Raw genomic sequence first — 18,901 nt, 5'->3', positions numbered from 1 at the left:
TTGCTGCCATTTTTCAAACCTCCGTCGTCGCGTTTACCGTGTTGAAGGTTGTGGGCGCCATGTATCTGCTATTTCTGGCTTGGCAAGCATTTCGTGCGCCTGCAAGCCCCTTGGAAGCACCTAGTTCTAACCTACGCTCAAGCGGTGCCTTGTACCGTCGCGGCATCATCATGAATATCACCAACCCGAAGGTGTCGATATTCTTCTTGGCCTTTTTGTCGCAGTTCGCTTCGCCCGAAAACGGCCAGCTGGCGCCACAGATATTCCTCCTGGGTGGCGTATTCATGGGAGTCGCGTTGGTGATTTTCAGCACAGTGGCGGCATTGGCGGGAGAATTGGGTGGCTGGCTGAGTAAGTCGCCACGAGCGCAAGTGCATTTAAACCGGTTGGCGGGTGCCGTTTTTGCGGGTTTGGCCCTGAAATTGATTACAGCCAGCGCTAACGCAGAGTAAACTCCAAACAAAACAAACGACCGGCGGTATTCAAACGCTCAGGATTCATAAAAATGAAAGATGTATCTGGTAATCTAGACAACCTTGATTGGCTTGAGGCCATTCGTTGGACGGCAGATGGTTTGGTTCCGGCGATCGCCCAGGATGCTGCCACCGGCGATATTTTGATGATGGCTTGGATGAACCGGGAATCGCTTCGCTTAACGGCCGAAGAAGGTCAGGCAGTTTATTGGTCTCGTTCACGGGGTAAACTGTGGCGCAAAGGTGAGTCTTCAGGGCATCAACAGGTCGTTCAGGATATTCGCCTCGATTGCGACGAGGATGTGGTATTACTGAAGGTAGAGCAAAAAGGCGGCATAGCCTGCCACACCGGTCGGCGCAGCTGTTTTTACCGATCCCTGAAAGACGGCCGGTGGGCTAGTGTTGAACCTGTTATTAAAGATCCGGATGCCATTTATGGCACCAAATGAGGAGTGTGTGCAGTGAGTGACGTTCTTGAAAACCTCACTCGGGTTCTGGAAGCCCGGAAATCAGCCGACCCGGAGACATCTTACGTCGCCAGCCTTCATGCCAAAGGCTTGAATAAGATTTTAGAAAAAGTGGGTGAGGAGTGCACCGAGACTCTTTTGGCCGCCAAAGATGCCGAGCGCTCGGGGGACTCCCGCGCAGTCGTCAGCGAAACGGCAGACCTTTGGTTTCACAGCTTGGTTATGCTCTCTAGCCTCGGGCTTAGCTCGAAGGATATTCTGGATGAGCTGTCTAGCCGGTTTGACCTTTCGGGGCTGGAAGAAAAGGCATCCCGAAGCGAGTGATATGGCAATACCCCTTACGGGGGTTTCCGCCGACCTACTTCGGTGGCGTACAATAGAGCCGAATAGAAACATCAAAACGAGGATCCCGTAATGGGCATCAGTATCTGGCAACTTCTTATTGTATTGGGCATTGTAATTCTGTTGTTCGGAACCAAAAAACTGCGCAACATTGGTGGCGATCTTGGTGGTGCCATTCGTGGCTTCAAAAAATCCATGAATGACGACGACAACAAAACCGAAGACCCGGACTCTCTGGAAGGTAACGCCGACGAGCAGACCCAACAGGCGACTGACGAGAAGCCTAAGGAAAAATCCAATAGCTGAGACCCGGCAGAATGTTTGATATCGGCTTTCTTGAGCTGCTGATCTGCGGCGTTATTGCTCTGTTGGTGCTTGGCCCCGAACGGCTGCCTGCGGCCGCTCGAGCCGCGGGGCGCTGGGTTGGCGGTGCGCGCCGTATGGTCAGTCAGTTTACCTCAGAACTCGACCGACAACTGAAAGCCGATGAACTCCGAAAAGAGCTCCGCGAAGCCGGCGACGTGGGCCTAGACGACGTTCAAAAAACCGTGCGTGGTGCTTTAGACGAGGCCAAACAGTACGAACACATGATCATGTCGGACAAGCCCGTCGTGAAAAAAACTACCGACAAGCAACCGGTGGCAGATCAGAGCTCAAAAAATGCCCCGAACCAAGACTCCCAGGACAACACGTCGGATCAACCGGATGCTCCACAAACACCGTCGGATAAGCCTTCATGAATGCAAAAACAGACGGTAACAACACAGAGCACCAGAATGACTCGTCCGAACAACCACAAATGCCTCTCGTTGAGCATCTGCTGGAACTTCGCAACCGTTTGCTGAAAATGGTTCTGGCGGTGGTGATCTGTTTTGCTGTTATTTACCCCTTTGCCAACGAACTGTACCTCTGGCTATCCGAGCCTATTCGATCACTGTTGCCCATCGGGCAAACCATGATCGCGACGGACATTACCTCGCCGTTTTTCGCGCCCCTGAAATTGGCGTTGTTTTTATCTGTGTTTGCGGCTATCCCGGTTATTCTTTACCAGCTCTGGAGCTTTGTAGCACCAGGGCTTTATGCCCATGAAAAGCGCCTTGCTTTTCCGCTGTTGTTTACCTCTGTTCTCCTGTTCTATTTGGGCGCTGCGTTTGCGTACTTCGTGGTATTCCCTCTGGTGTTCAACTTTTTTACCGCCATAGGCCCAGAAGGCATTGTTGAGCTGCCAGATATCAGCAGCTACCTGAACTTTGTACTGAAGATGTTTTTCGCCTTTGGCGTAGCCTTTGAGATCCCCATTGCTACTATTTTGCTGATCCTCAGCGGCGTCACAACGCCAGCAGATCTCGCAGCAAAACGGCCTTACGTGGTGGTAGGCTGCTTTATTATCGGCATGATGCTGACACCGCCAGACATTATCTCCCAGACGCTTCTGGCTGTACCTATGTGGATTTTGTTCGAGCTGGGCATTCTGTTTGGTCGGCTGGCAAAGCGTGAAGTTGCAGACCCAGATGCTGAAGAGTCCTCAACTGAATGAACCTGGCCTTACTGTTCGATGAAGACTTTGTAGCACCTGACCGTGTTGTACTACAGGGCCGACGGCTTGAGCACATAAAATCTGTGCTGGGCGTCGCCATCGGCGATCAATTACCGGTTGGTTGCGTAAACGGTTTGATGGGGCTGGGTGAAGTGGTCAAGCTCACCGATTCGGAAGCCGAACTGGTTGTGATGCTAGAGCAGCAGCCACCGGCTCCGCTACCTCTCACGCTCATTCTCGCCATGCCCAGACCCAAGATGTTCCGCCGTATTCTGCAAACCAGCGCGACACTGGGCATTAAAGACATCTGGTTGATCAATAGCTACAAGGTGGAAAAAAGCTTCTGGCAAACGCCTTTGCTATCGAATGAAAACCTGCGCGAGAACCTGACTCTTGGGCTGGAACAGGCAAAAGATACGATTTTGCCAAGCGTGCACATTCGCAAGCTGTTCAAACCCTTCGTGGAAGACGAGCTGCCTGACCTGTTAAAAGACAAGCAGGCACTGGTTGCTCACCCTGGCACCGCTAATGCCTGCCCCACTCACTCAAACAGGGCTGCAGCGCTTTGTATCGGCCCAGAAGGCGGCTTTACACCCTACGAGGTGGGCAAACTGGAAGACGCTGGCTGCCAGAGCGTTCACTTGGGGCCGCGCATTCTTCGGGTGGAAACCGCGGTTCCCGTTCTTGTCGCCCGGTTGTTCGACGCCTGCCTTTGAGCTAAGAAGTCGCTGGCTTTGCAAGCCTCTAGATCAAGAGGCTTCAGACCTGGCTTCCCACATTTTAAGCAAAGGCGTAATCCCCGCCACCAGCAACGCACCGGCCAGCAAGCCGATCAAGCCATTGGCCAACATAGAAATCAGTGTGGCCGATAGGCCACCAAAATCCATGGCGAAGTGTTCGATGGCGTGATAAACCGGCGGTATCCCGTGCACAAGAATGCCACCACCCACCAGGAACATGGCAATGGTGCCGAGAATAGATAAAGTCTTCATCATGTAAGGCGCAAGCCACAGAATGCCCCGCCCTATTTTTTGCGCAATTTCACTGTCTTTCTGGGTCAGATACAGGCCACCATCATCCAGCTTCACAATGCCTGCAACCAAGCCATAAACACCCACGGTGATCATCACCGCCACGACTGACAGCACGGCAAACTGCATGCCAATGGCCTCACCGGTCACCACCCCTAAGGTGATAGCGATGATCTCTGCAGAAAGAATAAAATCCGTTCGCACAGCGCCTTTTATCTTGCGCTTTTCCAGAACCTTCATGTCCGCATCTGGCTGCTTCACAGCCTCGCGCAGCTCATTCTTGCGCTGTTCATCTTCCTTTGCATGTAAAAATTTATGGGCTAACTTTTCTGCCCCTTCAAAGCACAGATAGGCCCCACCAAGCATCAACAACGGCGTAACCAGCCAGGGTACGAAAAAGCTGATGGCAACAGCGGCCGGCACCAAAATAGCCTTATTAACCATCGAACCTTTGGCCACCGCCCATACCACGGGCAACTCCCGCGCAGGTTTTACACCGGTTACCTGTTGGGCATTCAGGGCAAGATCGTCGCCCAACACACCCGCTGTTTTTTTGGTCGCGGCTTTTGTCATTAGGGAGACATCGTCGAGCAGTGTCGCAATGTCGTCGATAAGCATTAGCAGACTGGTTCCTGCCATTAGTGCAGATCCTTTGTGTTTGGGAAGTGGGGTCTTTAAATAATAAGCCCCATCGCCTCTGCAGCGATACGGTTTTTTATTGGGCCCAGTCCGTCTAACCAGCGCATGCCGGTGTTTCTAATCCACCTGAGTGGCAGCTCATCGCGGCCAAAAAGCTGTTTGAAACCCTCCATCGCAGCCATCATCGTCAGGTTTTCACCTTTACGTCGGCGCTGGTAGCGGGCCAACACCAGTTCGTTGGCTGGGCTTAACCCGCCAGCTTTGGCCTTAGACAACTCATCTAACAAAACACGAACATCGCCATACCCCAGGTTGGCACCTTGCCCCGCAAGCGGGTGAATGGTGTGGGCGGCATCTCCCACAAGAGCAAAGCTGGGCGCAATATAGTCTTTGGCATGCCGCTGCCTAAGGGGGAAGGCGAAGCGCTTGGAGATGGACTCAACGGCACCAAGTTCTCGTTCTATCGCCCGCTCAAGCTCGGCGGTAAACGCTGCATCATCCAGCGTCATAAGGCGATGGGCTTCGTGGGTATCTTGCGACCAAACAATGGAACAAAAGTTTTCATCACCGTTTTCGGTTAACAGTGGTAGAAACGCCAATGGCCCGGTTTGAGAGAACCGCTGCCAAGCCGTATATCTATGGCTTTGGGCAGTGCGCACGGTACACACAATGGCCTGCTGGTCGTAATCCCACTCGCGGGTTGGCAACCCCACCCATTGGCGCATGCGGGAATTAGCACCATCGGCCGCAACCACAAGACGCGCGCCTAGTTTTCGGCCATCCGAAAGCTCAATGCCGCGCTGATCGCCATCCAACCAACTGCCGGTAACCTTTACGCCGTCAATCAGCTCAACAGTGCTGCTTTCAATAGCCTCAAACAGTGCTCTGACTAAGCTGCGGTTCTCGACGATTGTCCCCAGGGCGCGGGCTTGCAGTTCGGCGGCTTCAAAATGGATGCGGCCAGTGCCGTCGCCATCCCACACAGTCATACCTTGATAAGGACAATGGCGCCCAGCTACAACACCTTCCCAAACGCCCAGCGATTCCAGCACCTTTTGGCTGGCCATGGAAATCGCGCTAACTCGGGGCTCAAAATCCGCCACGCTTTGAACCGGCGCCGAAGCTTGCAACAAAGCGGCACGTTCACCACCTTCAATCAGTCCGACTTTCCAACCCTGCTGTGACAGGCCTAAAGCCAGAGCGGTGCCTGTCATGCCGCCGCCCACCACAAGAATATCGAACACCTTGGTATCACTCATTTCCTATCGCTCGCCCCAGGCCCATTAATAACGGCGCGCCGCCCACCTGTGCCCATGGCTTTGCGGGCAAACAGGCGCTTGGCACCAGGCAACAAATCCAGGCCGATCAGTCCGGCGTCCCGTGCTGCGGCTACAGGTGCCAAAGATTGACCAAAAATACGGATCAATGAGTCTGAAAACTGCACGGTTTGCTGCCAGTCTGGGCGGTGCAATTCGTGATAGCGGCGCAAAATTTGAAAGTCTCCCGGCGACAGGCCTTGTTCAGCAGCCAACCGGAACTGTTCCGCCAGCGTCATCAATCCCCGCAACGCCAAGTTAAAACCTTGCCCGGCTACCGGGTGCAAAGCGTGCGCAGCGTTGCCTACAAGTGCTACGCCGGGCCGTATGGGCTCATCCACCGTGGTTAGTGTTAACGGGTAATGATTGCACTCACCCATGCGGGTAAACCGACCCAAGCGCCAACCAAACCGCTCTTGAAGCCGCTGACATCTATCGTTCTCAGACATGGCCAGTACGTCTTCAAGTTCGCGGTTACTTAGCGTCCACACCAAGGCAGATTGATGCCCCGCGCGGAAGGGCGAACCATGGGGTAACAGCGCCATGGGGCCGGCGTCGGTAAAACGCTCATAGGCTGAAAATTCATGGCTGTCGCTGGTGGTTACGTTGGCAATCAGCGCATGTTGATCATAGTCATGATGGCTGGCTCGAAACCCCAGCTTTTCCCGGAGCCCAGAACGACCGCCGTCAGCCACAACCAAACATTGCGCTGCAACGGTGCTGACCTCACCACCATTTTTTACGGTAACACTCACGCCTTGCTCGACAGGCGTCATAGCCACAACTTCTGCCGGTGCCAGCCATTGAGTGTTGGTTTCAAGCAGTGCCCGCATCAGGCATAAGCCCATCCAGCGGTTGTCCACCACATAGCCCAGGGCTTGCTGCTCGTATTCTTTGGCGTTCAAGCGGGTAACCCCAAACCGGCCCCGATCAGACACGTGAATATGCTGAATGGGTGCTGCATGCTCCGATAGTCGCGACCAAAGCCCGAGCTCTTCAAAAATCAGTCGCGAGCCCCACGCCAATGCAGTGGAGCGGGCGTCGTAGCTGGGCTGATAAGAATCAGGCAAGGCGTCCGCAGACAACGGGAATGCCTCAACCACGGTCACTTTCAGGCTTGGTGCCACTCTGGCAAGGGTCAGCGCCAGCGTCGCACCCGCCAGCCCGCCGCCGGCAATGATCACATCGGTATCGGAGTGTTTCACAGGCTCATTCCGCCATCAGTGCTTCAATCTCTTCTATGGTCTTCGGCACGCCGTCGGTCAACACGCGGCAGCCCTCTTTGGTAACCACCACGTCGTCCTCGATACGAATGCCGATACCGCGCCACTTCTTGTCTACGTCGGTGTTGCTTGGCGAGATATACAAGCCAGGCTCAACGGTAAGAACCATGCCCGGTTCAAGTTGCCGCCAGGCGTCACCCACCTTGTAGTCGCCCACATCATGCACGTCCAGGCCCAGCCAGTGGCCGGTGCGGTGCATAAAGAAGGGCTTGAAGGCTTCGTTGGCAATGGCGTCTTCAACGGTGCCCGACAACAAACCAAGATCGATCAAGCCGCCGGTCAACACTTTCAACGCTGCTTGGTGTGGATGATCCCAGTGATTACCCGGGCGAATGGCGTCAATAGCGGCGTATTGGGAAGCCAACACCACTTCATAAATTGCCCGCTGCTCGGAGCTGAAGGTGCCGCTAACCGGGAAGGTACGGGTAATGTCTGAGGCATAGCATTCCACTTCACAGCCTGCATCAATCAGCACCAGGTCACCTTCTTTCAACGGTGCAGTGTTCTCGATGTAATGCAGGATGCAGCCATTGGCGCCACTGCCAACAATGGACGGATAGGCCGTGGAAGGCGCCCCGTGATCCATGAACGTGTAAATCAGCTCGGCCTCAAGGTTGTATTCGTTACCACCCTTTTTAGCCCGTTTCATGGCACGGCAATGGGCTTCGGCGCTGATCTCACCCGCTCGGGCCATGGCCTTGATCTCGTTGGCACTTTTATAAAGCCGAAGATCGTGCAAAAAGTGCTCAAGCGACACAAATTCGCCCGGCGGATGTGCGCCACTTCTCACCTTGCTGCGAATCACTTTAACCCAATCCATCACCCGGGTATCAAAGCCCTGATCTTTACCCAGCGGATAATACACCCGGCTGCGGCCTTCGATCATGCCAGGCAGAATATCGTCGATATCAGATATAGGGAAAGCGTCGTCCAGGCCGTAACGCTCAATTGCGCCCTCTGGCCCCACCAGAAAACCATCCCAAAGCTCTTTCTCGGGATTTCTCTCTTTGCAGAACAGCACCGACTCACCGTGCTCACGGCCGGGAATCAATGCCAGTACAGCTTCTGGCTCACCAAAACCGGTCAGGTACTGAAAATCGCTATCTTGCCGAAACGGGTGCAACACGTCTCGGTTGCGAACACGCTCAGGTGCCGCCGGTATAATGGCGATACTGTCTGGCGCCATGCGTTCCATCAGCTTGCGACGGCGCTCGGCAAATTCCTTGACGGGTATAATGGACGGCATAGGTTCTCCCGCAGTGTGTGAGATGCTCAGTGCAATGTTGGCGCTTGAGACGCCGGCTTTTCCGGGGGATTGAACTCGGTGAAGACAGCCAAAGCGCCGAGCCGGATATATTCGACTATTTCCAGCAGCTGCTGCTCGCCTTCGTCACCCGGCTCCTGATCTTCAGACACCTGGCTGATGGCCACCATATCTTCCATCAACTCGCGAATTTCATCCGGCGCCTGGCCGAGGGATTCTCCGGCAGACAAGGCCATACCCTCGAGAAAACCACGCACCCAAGCCACCAGGGCTTCCAAGCGTTGATCAATGGCATAATCATCGTCGGGCAGCAGCGGATAAAAACTCATATCTTCCGATTTCAGAAACGCCAGCGCCTGCTCATACGCTTCGTTCATGAATACGGTCAAGTCTTCACCTTCTTCAGCCGCGCTTTCAGGCAGCCCCATGTGTTCACATACCGTGAACAGCCACTCTGGCTCATCTAAACGGTCGCCAGCCGCCAGGCGGCCACAAAGAGCCCCGTGAAGCTCAGAAGGATGGCTGAATGCTTTATGGGCCGTAAAAACATTAGCCCAGCGCTCGAATTCAGCAGCGTATGCCGTGCCGGCAGTGTCGGTTTCTGACATGAGCCAAGACAATCCTATGTTGTAAAGTTAAGGTCATATCCTAGCATTCAGGCGCCTTCAAGGCACCATCCACACACCTTTAGCACACGCTTCGGTTGATTTTTTTGGGGCAAAAGAACAATATGTTATAACATATCATTAAATTTCAAAGGACAGAGAAATGCCCTCCCAAAAACTCTTAATGTTACCCATGATCTTAGCCCTTATCAGCTCGCCTGCAATGGCCGCAGACAACCCAGGCTCGCACCAGCACGGGCACGCCGAACTGCAACTTGCATTCAATGGCAACCAAGTTGATCTGCTACTCATTTCACCCGCAGGAAATATACTTGGGTTTGAGCACCGACCGCGCACGGAGGAGGAACAACAGATTGCAGACAAAGCTATTGGCTGGCTGGGAGAAACTCCGCTAATCAACACCGCGGAATTAACCTGCACTGTAAACGGGGGGACAGTACAGAATGAAGTTGCAAACGAGCACCATCATGATCACAGCGACGAAGCACAGCATGCTGACATTGAGGTCACCCAGACTCTGACTTGTCCCGGGCTGGATAAGTCAGCCGCTCTGACAACGCCGCTCACCACGCAATTTCCCCGCATGGAACATCTTGATGTAGCCTGGGCCGGCCCAGACGGACAAGGTGCAACCCGCCTGAACCATGGAGAGCACTCGTTCAGGCTTGAGCGCTAAAGCTATTCCTCATAGGGTTCAACTACATCCGCCTCCATAGAGTAGGAAGACGTGCCAAAATCGGTTTCCGTACGATCAATGACCAGCGTGCCTTGCACCCAGACTGGATCGTACAAGGCCTCAACTTTGAACCCTTTTTTGTACTTAACATGAATAAGCTGATTAGGGGGTGGAGGGGGCACATGGATGCAGGCGCCATAATAAGGCACCAGAAAGAATTCCAGAATGCGCATATCTTTGGTTGTTTTAAGGGGCACCACAAAACCTGGGATTCGGCCCTCAACGTTACCCATTTCAGGGACAACCCGGCCGGTCATAATTTCATCTGGCAACAAAGGCGGGCCATCGCCCTCGTGCTCCAGTTCTGGCATATTTTCCAACAACGCCAGATCCTCGGCAGGCATCAACTCCAGCCAGTCGATTTCGCGCAACTCAGCCCGCGGCTCTGAGTACACAGGAACAGAAACGCTCAACAGAACAACCAGCAAAGCCGGCATCAGCGCCATGGCAAGGCCACGAAAAGAATGAATCATCAACAAAGCTCTCCGAAAAAAAACAGCAGCCAGATAAACGCCAGCAAATGTGAGCCAGACATAATACACGGGGCAGATAAAGATCAACATGAACAGACAACCAGAATCCAGCTCGCACAGAGCTAAAGCTGAGGCTTCAGCACTTGAGATCAAAGACCTCACCTTCCGCTGGAACCCTCTCCACCCGACACTGGCCTTCCCTGACTTGAGTTTGCCACAGGGAGAGCACCTTTTCCTTCATGGCCCCAGCGGCACAGGCAAAAGCACACTTTTGAGCCTGCTGGCCGGCATGCTTCCACCAGCAACTGGCAGCATCAGGTTATTGGGCAACGACATCCGCCAGTTAAGCGCAGGCAAACGTGACCGTTTCCGGGCCGATCATATAGGTGTGATATTTCAGCAGTTCAATCTGGTGCCTTACCTCACCGCCGAAGCCAACGTAACCCTGCCCTGCAGGCTCTCACTGCGCCGCAGGGGCGCCATGGATGGAACCCCAACGCTGGCCGCCCAGCGACTGCTGACCGCCCTCGCTATTCCTGAAAGCCACTGGCAGCGCAAAGTCACGCAACTGAGCATTGGCCAGCAGCAACGCATAGCCGCTGCTCGGGCCCTGATTGGAGCTCCAGAAATTATTTTGGCCGACGAGCCCACCTCGGCATTGGATAGCGACAATCGCGACCGTTTCATTGCTCTTCTGCTCGCCATGGCAGAAGAGCGCAATACGTCTGTGCTGTTTGTCAGCCATGACCGCTCTCTGGCACAACACTTCCATCATCAGATCCAACTAGGGCAGGTGCCAGAATGAAGGCTCGTCTCGCATGTTCACTGGCCGCCGCCAGCCTCTGGCACAGGCGCAAAGTGCTCGCCCTCGTGTGCCTCACACTCACTCTGAGCGTTACCCTGTTGCTGGGCATTCAGTACCTTCGTACGGAGGTAAAGCAATCCTTCACCAGCACCATCAGCGATACAGACCTGATTATCGGCGCCCGAAGCGGGCAGCTTAATTTGCTGTTGTATACGGTATTTCACATCGGCGATGCCACCAACAACATTCGGTGGTCTACCTTTCAAGATCTGAAACAGGATTCTCGCATAGATTGGTTAGTTCCCATTTCCCTGGGCGACAGTTACAAAGGATTTCGGGTTGTCGGTACAGACGGGAACTTTGGAAAACACTTCCGGTTTGGTCGGGGGCAAGCGCTCAAGCTGGCAGGCGGCCAATGGTTTAACGGGGTTTTCGATGTGGTGCTGGGGGCCGGCGTTGCCGAAAAGTTGAATCACGCCCTTGATGACAAGATCACGCTTTCCCATGGCGGTGGCCGAACCAGCTTTTCCAACCACACAAACACGCCTTTCACGGTTACCGGTATTCTTGAGGCCACGGGCACGCCTGTAGACCAAGCGGTTTACATCAGCCTGCAAGGGATGGAAGCCATACACGTTGGCTGGGAATCTGGCGTAGCCATTCCTGGTCGCACGCTGACACCAGAGCAGGCACAAGGCCGTGACTTCACCCCCAGTGCTATTACGGCGGTTTTTGCCGGACTGGATCGCAAAATTCTGACCTTCCGCGTTCAGCGAGATATCAACCAGCACACTGGCGAGCCTCTGTCTGCCATTTTACCGGGTGTCGCTCTGAGCGAGCTTTGGCGGCTGATGAGCCAATTTGAGCGCGCACTGCTTGGCATTACTGGCTTCGTGGTGATTACCAGCCTGATCGGGTTGATTGCGGTGCTGCTCACACTGCAAACTCAGCGGGCGCACGAAATCGCGATTCTGCGCGCAACAGGTGCCTCACCCACCCTCATCGCAAGCCTTTATGTAATTGAGTGCCTGGCGCTTGCGGTGGTCGCCTGCCTGACCTCACTTACCTTGAGCGCGGCTGCCATCTCAATGCTCAGCCCCTGGCTACTCACACATTACGGCATTCAGATTCAATTGCGTCCGTTATATTTTCCAGAGTGGGGCCTGCTGGCGTCAGTGCCTCTGGCTGCGATGCTCGTGGGGTTAGTTCCCGCATTCAGTGCCTGGCGCAAAAGCCGCTCACAGGGATTTGACAGCCTTGGGGAATCGTGACGCAGCTCTCGTCAAACGGTTGAATACCGGGGAATCACAACTTATGACACCCCTGTAAATTGACCGTTCTGGCGCGCACACTTATAGTTAGTCGCAATTACCTTAAACCTATGCTGGGCACGTCATGGAACAGTCCGAAGTACAAGCATTAGCGGACAAGCTGGACAAGCTGATCGAACACTGCCAAAAACTTGAGCGGGACAACGCCACGCTGAGGCAATTGCAGGATGGCTGGAACCGGGAACGGGCCCAACTCATGCAAAAAAATGATCTTGCTAAAAACAAGATCGAAGCCATGATCGGCCGCCTTCGGGCACTGGAGCACCACTGATGTCTAAGCAACCCACCACCGTTGAGGTGAAAATTCTCGATAAGGAATACTTGGTCGCCTGCCCTGCAGAAGAACAGGAGGCCCTTATTCGAGCGGCACGACATCTAGACAGCAAGATGCGTGAAATACGCACCAGCGGCAAGGTATTCGGAACCGAGCGCATTGCTGTGATGGCCGCTCTGAACATGACCCACGAACTACTCGAGCGGGACACCATGTCAGACGCCACCAGCACACTACTCAAAGCCATGGACAGCAAGCTGGAAGGTGCTCTCGGAGAGCCTTCCAACCACTGATTGCAAGAGTATTCCCCGATAGGTGTTGCAATCGGCCCCGGGTCTGACCCTATAATGAATCTACTTCCTGGGCTGTTCGCTGGTCGGATTCGTCCTCGAGCCGATGCGCTTTACCCAGGTGGCTACTCTAGGGCATTGTGAGCATGTCCCCACAAGGGGAAAGCCTAATATGTCACAGCGGCCACCGACCTTGAACTTTGGGTTCAAGGGCCACATCTGATAACGGCAGCCCGGGAAGCTTTATTTTGAGCCAGTTTATCGACTCACCCCCTTCTGAATTCGATTTACATTCATTGTCTCGTTACGAATTACGCAAACATCTGCGCCAGTGCAGACGCGAGCTATCGCCCCGAGATCAAGAACAAGCCTCCGTTTCTCTCGCCTTGAATCTGGTAAAACACCCGGATTTGCACAGGGCTAAGCACATAGCTATCTACTTGCCCAACGATGGCGAGATTGATCCACACCCCTACATGGCCATGGCCCGTCGCAAAGGCGTTCATTTCTATCTGCCGGTGCTGCATCCCGTACATGCGGGCAAGTTAGTATTCAGTCCCTATTACGACGGAGTGGAACTGACTGCTAACCGCTTTGGCATTCCAGAACCTGCATTTAGCAAAGGGTTACGGCGACCAGCCTGGGCGTTAGACGCAGTGCTGTTTCCGCTGGTGGGGTTTGACGAGAATGGTGGAAGGCTGGGAATGGGGGGCGGCTTTTACGATCGAACCTTCGCGTTCAGCCGTTTGCGCCCAAGACTAGCCCCAAAACTGATAGGCTTGGCTCATGATTTTCAGAAGGTGGAGACACTACCAACTGAACCTTGGGATGTGCCATTACATAGCGTGGTGACAGACAGGAAACTTTATCGGGTAAAATGATGCATAACAGCGCTTTGGGTCACGGATGCTGGCTTTTCTTCCGACGCCTGAAGCGAAGTAAACCCTGTAATCACAAGGCCGACAGCAAAAATCAGCACGATTGCCCGGATAATGTCAGGCTTGCCACCCATGACGCGTATTCCTGTTCCAAATAAAGTTAAATCTTTAAAAAATCAGTTGGCTATTCTTGTTTTCAAGAATTTGACGAAAGACTAACACGCCCCCTGGATTTTACAATTTTTTACAGATTAAGATTCAGTAAGAAAAATAGAGAAGGAAAGTCAAAAGGCTAGGTATAGGAATCAGCCCGGAAACACGCTCCCAGGCTGATTTCATTCAAAGGTTAGGACGTCCTACCGTTACCCGCCCCGAGGAACAGCTGGTAGGCCTCATTGTCTGTCATGTTTTCATAACGGAAGCCCACTTTTTCAAGCATGGCCTCAAAGGCTTTTATCTCATCATCATCTACCTGGGCACCCAGCAGCACTCGGCTGTATGCCGCACCGTGATTGCGGTAGTGGAACATGGAAATATTCCAGCGCGTGCCAAGTGACATCAAGAATTTCAGCAAAGCGCCCGGGCGTTCCGGAAACTCAAACTGAAAAACTTTCTCATTGGTTATCGTAGGCGCATGACCGCCAACCATGTGGCGAATATGCTGCTTCGCCATGTCGCTGTCGGTGAGATCCATTACGGAATAGCCGTTCTCGCGCAGATCCTGAACCAACTCATCCCGGCCAAGACCACCCGCCTGTACCTGAATACCCACAAAAATAGTGGCCTGGCCGGCGTCAGCATAACGGTAATTAAACTCGGTGATGCTGCGCTTATGCAGGGCGTTAATAAACGCCTTAAACGCGCCGGGCTTCTCAGGTATGGTTACCGCCAGAATGGCCTCCCGTCGCTCGCCGATTTCCGTGCGCTCCGACACGTATCTCAATCGGTCAAAGTTCATGTTGGCACCGCTAAGAGTGGCAATCAGGTTTTCATTCTCAACCTTTTCACGCTCAACGTACTTCTTGATGCCGGCCACACCCAAGGCGCCTGCGGGCTCGGCAATCGAACGTGTATCTTCGAAAATATCCTTGATGGCAGCACAAATCTCGTCGGTGGAGACGGTGATCACCTCATCCACGTGGTCTTTACAGATCTCCCAAGGGTGTTCACCGATCTGTTTTACTGCCACGCCATCTGCAAACAGCCCTACTTCGTTCAGGACCACCCGCTCCCCCGCTTTCAAGGCAGCCTGCAGGCAGTTTGAGTCTTCTGGCTCAACCCCGATCACTTTGACTTCAGGGCGCAAGTATTTGATATACGCCGCCATGCCTGCAATTAGGCCACCACCGCCCACACAGATGAACACCGCATGGATCGGTTTGCTGAATTGCGACAGCATCTCCATGGCAACGGTGCCCTGGCCGGCAATAACATCTGGGTCGTCATAAGGCGGTATGTAAGTGTAGCCGTGCTTTTCGATCAATTCATGGGCGTGGGTTGCGGCCTCGTCAAAGGCATCGCCTTTGAGCACAACTCTCGCGCCATGGTCCCGCACCGAACGCACTTTGATCTCCGGCGTGGTCTGGGGCATCACAATAACGGCTTTGATACCCAGCTTTTTGGCCGCCAGAGCCACACCCTGCGCATGGTTACCCGCAGAGGCGCAAATGACGCCCTTGGATCTCTGCTCTTCCGACAACTGAACAATCCGGTTGTACGCGCCGCGAATCTTGAAAGAAAACACCGGCTGAAGGTCTTCACGCTTAAGCATAATGTTGTTGCCAAAGCGTTTGGACAAACTACGGGCTTCAGTGAGGGGTGTTTCGATGGCCACGTCATAGACGCGCGCATCGAGAATCTTCTTGATGTAGCGTTGCGGCATGTTGGTTCCGGTTGCTGATGAATGGTCGGGGAAAACCTACAGTGTAGAAAGTTTGCACCGCAGCCGTCTATAAGCAGACCTCCCTTAAGCGCTATAATGGGCTTGAACTCATAGGATTTTCACCCGGAGCGCTCAATGACCCAGGACGAACTCAAGAAAGCCGTTGCCAAAGCCGCCACAGACTACATAACACCGCGCCTGGAGCGCGACAGCATTATTGGCGTTGGCACAGGAAGCACCGCCAATTTCTTCATCGACATGCTCGCAGATCTGAAAAATGAGTTCGATGGTGCCGTAGCCAGCTCAGAAGCCACAGCAGAGCGCCTTAAAAGCCACGGAATTCCGGTTTACGACCTGAATAGCGCCGGCGAACTGGAGTTTTATATAGACGGCGCCGATGAAACCAACAACAACCTCGAGTTGATCAAAGGCGGTGGCGGCGCGCTGACCCGCGAAAAGATTGTGGCAGAGGTTGCGAGAACCTTTATCTGCATTGCAGACGAATCCAAGAAAGTAGACATACTGGGCGACTTCCCTCTACCGGTAGAGGTGCTCCCCATGGCACGCAGCCATGTGGGCCGTGAGATTGTCAAACTGGGCGGCGACCCCGTGTACCGGGACGGTTTCACCACCGACAACGGCAACATTATTCTCGATATCTACAACATGGATATTTCCCGCCCGATCCAAGTTGAGGAAAGGCTGAATAACATTGTGGGTGTTGTAACCAACGGGCTGTTCGCCCGCCGCCCCGCCGACTTATTGTTACTCGGTACCAGCACGGGCGTTGAGAGCATTCAGCGCAAAAGCATCTAACCAGAAAAAACCAAGCGCTTGCTTGGTGCATGAGTTTGCGCGACACTACCTCATATCATTTTCGCTTAGAGGTTTTTATCGTGTCTGATTATTTCAACGAGACGCACAATCAAGTGCGCATGACCACGCGCAAATTCATCACCACCCACGTACTCCCCCACATTGATGAATGGGAGGAGGCCGGCGAATTTCCCCGCGAGATTTTCAAAAAAGCGGGCGATGCCGGCATTCTTGCCGCGGGCTTCCCGGAAGCTTTGGGTGGTATGGGTGAAGGCGATGTGTTCCTGAAAGTGGCTATTTCCGAAGAACTGATGCGCTCCACTTCAGGCGGTTTTGTCGCAAGCTTAGGCTCTCTTGATATTGGCCTGCCCCCGGTTGCCAAATGGGCAAAGAAAGAGATTCGCGAACAGATCGTGCCGTCGGTACTGAGTGGTGAAAAAATCTCCGCGCTGGCCATTACCGAACCCGGCGGCGGCTCCGACGTAGCCAGCCTAAAAACCCGTGCGGTGAAAGACGGTGACCATTACATTGTAAATGGCAGCAAAACCTTCATTACCAGCGGCACCCGTGCAGATCACTACACGGTTGCTGTGCGCACAGGTGGCGAAGGCCACGGCGGCATCAGCCTGCTATTGGTCGACCGCGACATGCCGGGCTTCTCAAATGGTACAAAGCTGCGAAAAATGGGCTGGTGGGCCAGCGACACGGCCGAGCTTTTCTTCGAAGATTGCCGAGTACCTGCTGATCGCCTGATCGGCGCAGAGAACGCAGGTTTTATTGCCATTATGAGCAACTTCCTGACAGAGCGTCTGATGCTGGCCATCATGGCTTACATGACTGCTCAGATGGCTTATGAAGCCGCCCTGGAATACACCAAACAGCGCAAAGCCTTCGGCCGTAGCATTGCTGGCTTCCAGGTAACTCGCCACAAGTTGGTAGACATGGCAACCCAGATCGACATCGCCCGGGAGTACACCTACCGTTGTGCGGATCTTATGCAAAAAGGTAAGAACCCGATCACACAAGTAGCTATGGCCAAAAACTTCTCTGTGGAGGTGTGCGAGAACGTAACCCGCGAGGCCGTGCAACTGTTCGGCGGCATGGGCTATATGCGCGAATCTGTGGTTGATCGCTTGTATCGGGATGCGAAGATTCTTTCGATTGGCGGCGGTACCACCGAGATTATGAAAGAACTGATTGCCAAGCAGATTAAACTGTAACAACTAATATGCATGCCCGCACAGCTTATGGTGCGGGCATGATTCATCCAATATCACTGCGAATCAGCGCTTGGCATCCAGCATGCCGTAAGGCCGCTCCTTCACGCTTTTGAGCAGGCCCACGATGACGTCTGTGCCTTTCATCGGCGCCATCTCGGGGTAATCCTTCATCTCGATGGAGCCTTCGATTTCTAGGTGGGCATGACGAAAGCTGTCCACTTTGGTGTCTGTGGCCACCCAGCGGAATTCCCGCTCGGTCTCGCTATATTTGCCGTCACTGATAAATAGCCGGCCCTTGCGCCCTGCAACCTTCATACTGCTAGAGGCCAGAAAAGCCATCAGGCCGCTGTTGCGGCTGAGCTCTTCTTTCAGGGCGGATTCGCTGTGGAAGGTGCCGCCCATCAGAACAAAACGGGAGCGCTTGCCGTTGTAGTACTCCATGGCATATCCCTCCCGTTCCGGGGTTACGGTGTTCACTACTACGAACTCCCGGTCTAGGCACACGCCGGCCTTCTTGTGGGGCCAGGGGTGGTACTCAACATGGCCGGCCCGCTCTTGAATCCCGGCCAGACGCTCGCGGAAGATGGCTTTGTAGTCGGGTTCATCACGGCTAATATTGCCATGCACACCCTGCCCCTGGATGGCAATCGCCTGCTCTGCCTGCGGGAAGTCCCCTAGGAAGAAGGTTTCGAACTTATGCCATTCAGTGGGATCTTCACGCATACCGGGAATCTTCCTCCGATCTGCATAATAGACCAACGTTTTAAGACTACCCTCCAGGCTCTCATGTACATAACCGGTTTCCACAATCTCCTTCTGGCGCTCCGCCTCCACTCGCGCCCGCCATTCCTCAACGCGCTGCTCGCCTCGGTAAGCTGTGTCGTGGACCTGCTCCTTGGGCGGGTACACCGAGGTCATGATCAGCTCATCATTATATCCACTGTCGATCAGTTTCATGTCTGCCGGCAGTTCCAGCTGATAGCGGCCCGCGCAGTGCTCCGTAAATTTGAATTCCGATACCCCTGCCTCGTTAACATCCGTTTTGTTCATGGCCATTCCCTGTGTTGTCTGCGCAAGCAAAGCCAGAAACATCAGGGCGTGTTGAGTTACCGACCCCATGTAACCCTCCTAATTGTGAGGCGTGCCCAGACAGATCAAAACGTCTAGGGAACTTTGGTGAGGACCTTCCGAAATCCAATCCATATCCCGACCAACATT

General features: G+C 53.9%; 23 protein-coding genes, 1 other RNA gene and 1 pseudogene. 16 read left to right on the top strand and 9 right to left on the bottom strand.

The features are described from left to right. The 7 genes from ACTH3S_RS13880 to ACTH3S_RS13850 form a co-directional block, all read left to right on the top strand. Positions 1-452, top strand: a 452-nt coding sequence (locus ACTH3S_RS13880) for a LysE family translocator (RefSeq protein ID WP_441809603.1), incomplete at its 5' end; no start/stop codon positions are given. A gap of 53 nt (positions 453-505) precedes the next feature. Further along, positions 506-922 (top strand): phosphoribosyl-AMP cyclohydrolase, encoded by a 417-nt coding sequence (gene hisI / locus ACTH3S_RS13875; protein ID WP_441809602.1) that lies wholly within the window; start codon positions 506-508, stop codon positions 920-922. 12 nt (positions 923-934) lie between these two features. Next, entirely contained in the window at positions 935-1,264 is a 330-nt protein-coding gene (locus ACTH3S_RS13870) for a phosphoribosyl-ATP diphosphatase (protein WP_441809601.1), read from the top strand. A gap of 90 nt (positions 1,265-1,354) precedes the next feature. After that, positions 1,355-1,588, top strand: a complete 234-nt coding sequence (tatA, locus tag ACTH3S_RS13865) for a Sec-independent protein translocase subunit TatA (RefSeq protein WP_441809600.1) — start codon at positions 1,355-1,357, stop codon at positions 1,586-1,588. Between the two features lie 11 nt (positions 1,589-1,599). Beyond that, positions 1,600-2,022, top strand: coding sequence for a Sec-independent protein translocase protein TatB (gene tatB, locus ACTH3S_RS13860; protein ID WP_441809599.1), 423 nt, complete (start codon positions 1,600-1,602; stop codon positions 2,020-2,022). Next, positions 2,019-2,819, top strand: coding sequence for a twin-arginine translocase subunit TatC (gene tatC / locus ACTH3S_RS13855; RefSeq protein WP_441809598.1), 801 nt, complete (start codon positions 2,019-2,021; stop codon positions 2,817-2,819). Before tatB ends, tatC begins: the two co-directional genes overlap by 4 nt. Further along, entirely contained in the window at positions 2,816-3,535 is a 720-nt protein-coding gene (locus tag ACTH3S_RS13850) for a 16S rRNA (uracil(1498)-N(3))-methyltransferase (protein ID WP_441809597.1), read from the top strand. Before tatC ends, ACTH3S_RS13850 begins: the two co-directional genes overlap by 4 nt. A gap of 33 nt (positions 3,536-3,568) precedes the next feature. Here the strand turns inward: ACTH3S_RS13850 and ACTH3S_RS13845 are convergent, their stop codons facing one another. The 5 genes from ACTH3S_RS13845 to ACTH3S_RS13825 are packed head-to-tail and all read right to left on the bottom strand — an operon-like array spanning position 3,569 to position 8,960. Then, positions 3,569-4,489, bottom strand: a complete 921-nt coding sequence (locus ACTH3S_RS13845) for a DUF808 domain-containing protein (RefSeq protein WP_441809596.1) — start codon at positions 4,487-4,489, stop codon at positions 3,569-3,571. Positions 4,490-4,524: 35 nt separating this feature from the next. After that, on the bottom strand, positions 4,525-5,748 hold the full coding sequence (locus ACTH3S_RS13840; RefSeq protein WP_441809595.1) for an FAD-dependent monooxygenase: 1,224 nt from the start codon (positions 5,746-5,748) through the stop codon (positions 4,525-4,527). Beyond that, positions 5,745-7,010, bottom strand: a complete 1,266-nt coding sequence (gene ubiH / locus ACTH3S_RS13835) for a 2-octaprenyl-6-methoxyphenyl hydroxylase (RefSeq protein ID WP_441809594.1) — start codon at positions 7,008-7,010, stop codon at positions 5,745-5,747. The genes ACTH3S_RS13840 and ubiH overlap by 4 nt, the downstream gene beginning before the upstream one ends. 4 nt (positions 7,011-7,014) lie before the next feature. Next, positions 7,015-8,334, bottom strand: coding sequence for a Xaa-Pro aminopeptidase (gene pepP / locus ACTH3S_RS13830; protein WP_441809593.1), 1,320 nt, complete (start codon positions 8,332-8,334; stop codon positions 7,015-7,017). A 26-nt stretch (positions 8,335-8,360) separates the two neighbouring features. After that, positions 8,361-8,960, bottom strand: a complete 600-nt coding sequence (locus tag ACTH3S_RS13825; protein WP_441809592.1) for a UPF0149 family protein — start codon at positions 8,958-8,960, stop codon at positions 8,361-8,363. 160 nt (positions 8,961-9,120) lie between these two features. On the opposite strand from ACTH3S_RS13825, the gene ACTH3S_RS13820 reads away from it, so the two are divergent. Further along, the gene (locus ACTH3S_RS13820) at positions 9,121-9,654 is read left to right on the top strand and encodes a ZrgA family zinc uptake protein (RefSeq protein ID WP_441809591.1); all 534 of its coding nucleotides are present in this window, start codon (positions 9,121-9,123) and stop codon (positions 9,652-9,654) included. A 2-nt stretch (positions 9,655-9,656) separates the two neighbouring features. Here the strand turns inward: ACTH3S_RS13820 and ACTH3S_RS13815 are convergent, their stop codons facing one another. Next, complete coding sequence (locus ACTH3S_RS13815) at positions 9,657-10,187, bottom strand: DUF3299 domain-containing protein (protein WP_441809590.1); 531 nt, start codon at positions 10,185-10,187, stop codon at positions 9,657-9,659. An 88-nt stretch (positions 10,188-10,275) separates the two neighbouring features. Here ACTH3S_RS13815 and ACTH3S_RS13810 point away from each other — a divergent pair, with 88 nt between their 5' ends. From ACTH3S_RS13810 to ACTH3S_RS13785, 6 genes are all read left to right on the top strand, one after another. Further along, the gene (locus ACTH3S_RS13810; protein WP_441809589.1) at positions 10,276-10,992 is read left to right on the top strand and encodes an ABC transporter ATP-binding protein; all 717 of its coding nucleotides are present in this window, start codon (positions 10,276-10,278) and stop codon (positions 10,990-10,992) included. Beyond that, positions 10,989-12,263, top strand: coding sequence for an ABC transporter permease (locus ACTH3S_RS13805; protein WP_441809588.1), 1,275 nt, complete (start codon positions 10,989-10,991; stop codon positions 12,261-12,263). The genes ACTH3S_RS13810 and ACTH3S_RS13805 overlap by 4 nt, the downstream gene beginning before the upstream one ends. Before the next feature lie 124 nt (positions 12,264-12,387). Continuing rightward, the gene (locus ACTH3S_RS13800) at positions 12,388-12,594 is read left to right on the top strand and encodes a TIGR02449 family protein (protein WP_441809587.1); all 207 of its coding nucleotides are present in this window, start codon (positions 12,388-12,390) and stop codon (positions 12,592-12,594) included. Further along, positions 12,594-12,890, top strand: coding sequence for a cell division protein ZapA (locus tag ACTH3S_RS13795; protein ID WP_441809586.1), 297 nt, complete (start codon positions 12,594-12,596; stop codon positions 12,888-12,890). Before ACTH3S_RS13800 ends, ACTH3S_RS13795 begins: the two co-directional genes overlap by 1 nt. A gap of 61 nt (positions 12,891-12,951) precedes the next feature. Next, a non-coding RNA gene (ssrS, locus tag ACTH3S_RS13790) (6S RNA) lies at positions 12,952-13,131 on the top strand. 4 nt (positions 13,132-13,135) lie between these two features. Then, positions 13,136-13,768 carry a 5-formyltetrahydrofolate cyclo-ligase gene (locus ACTH3S_RS13785; protein WP_441809585.1) on the top strand — a complete coding sequence of 211 codons (633 nt, stop codon included), beginning with the start codon at positions 13,136-13,138 and terminating at the stop codon, positions 13,766-13,768. Here ACTH3S_RS13785 and ACTH3S_RS13780 read toward each other — a convergent pair. Next, positions 13,753-13,899 carry a hypothetical protein gene (locus tag ACTH3S_RS13780; protein ID WP_441809584.1) on the bottom strand — a complete coding sequence of 49 codons (147 nt, stop codon included), beginning with the start codon at positions 13,897-13,899 and terminating at the stop codon, positions 13,753-13,755. The two genes, ACTH3S_RS13785 and ACTH3S_RS13780, sit on opposite strands and share 16 nt — an antisense overlap. 212 nt (positions 13,900-14,111) lie before the next feature. Continuing rightward, positions 14,112-15,665, bottom strand: a pseudogene (gene ilvA / locus ACTH3S_RS13775) (threonine ammonia-lyase, biosynthetic); the annotation flags it as partial. Between the two features lie 117 nt (positions 15,666-15,782). Here ilvA and rpiA point away from each other — a divergent pair. Together rpiA and ACTH3S_RS13765 are read left to right on the top strand one after the other, a co-directional pair. Beyond that, complete coding sequence (gene rpiA / locus ACTH3S_RS13770; RefSeq protein ID WP_441809583.1) at positions 15,783-16,463, top strand: ribose-5-phosphate isomerase RpiA; 681 nt, start codon at positions 15,783-15,785, stop codon at positions 16,461-16,463. A 29-nt stretch (positions 16,464-16,492) separates the two neighbouring features. Beyond that, positions 16,493-17,683, top strand: a complete 1,191-nt coding sequence (locus ACTH3S_RS13765; protein ID WP_441809582.1) for an acyl-CoA dehydrogenase family protein — start codon at positions 16,493-16,495, stop codon at positions 17,681-17,683. Positions 17,684-17,746: 63 nt separating this feature from the next. Here ACTH3S_RS13765 and ACTH3S_RS13760 read toward each other — a convergent pair whose 3' ends face one another. After that, positions 17,747-18,802: a hypothetical protein gene (locus ACTH3S_RS13760; RefSeq protein ID WP_441809581.1), complete on the bottom strand. Its 1,056-nt coding sequence runs from the start codon at positions 18,800-18,802 to the stop codon at positions 17,747-17,749. Positions 18,803-18,901: the final 99 nt, after the last annotated feature.

The organism is Marinobacter sp. (assembly GCF_052094685.1).
Taxonomy (GTDB): domain Bacteria; phylum Pseudomonadota; class Gammaproteobacteria; order Pseudomonadales; family Oleiphilaceae; genus Marinobacter.
The sequence above is the reverse complement of the archived record's forward strand: the minus strand, read 5'-3'. Positions and strand labels throughout refer to the sequence as shown.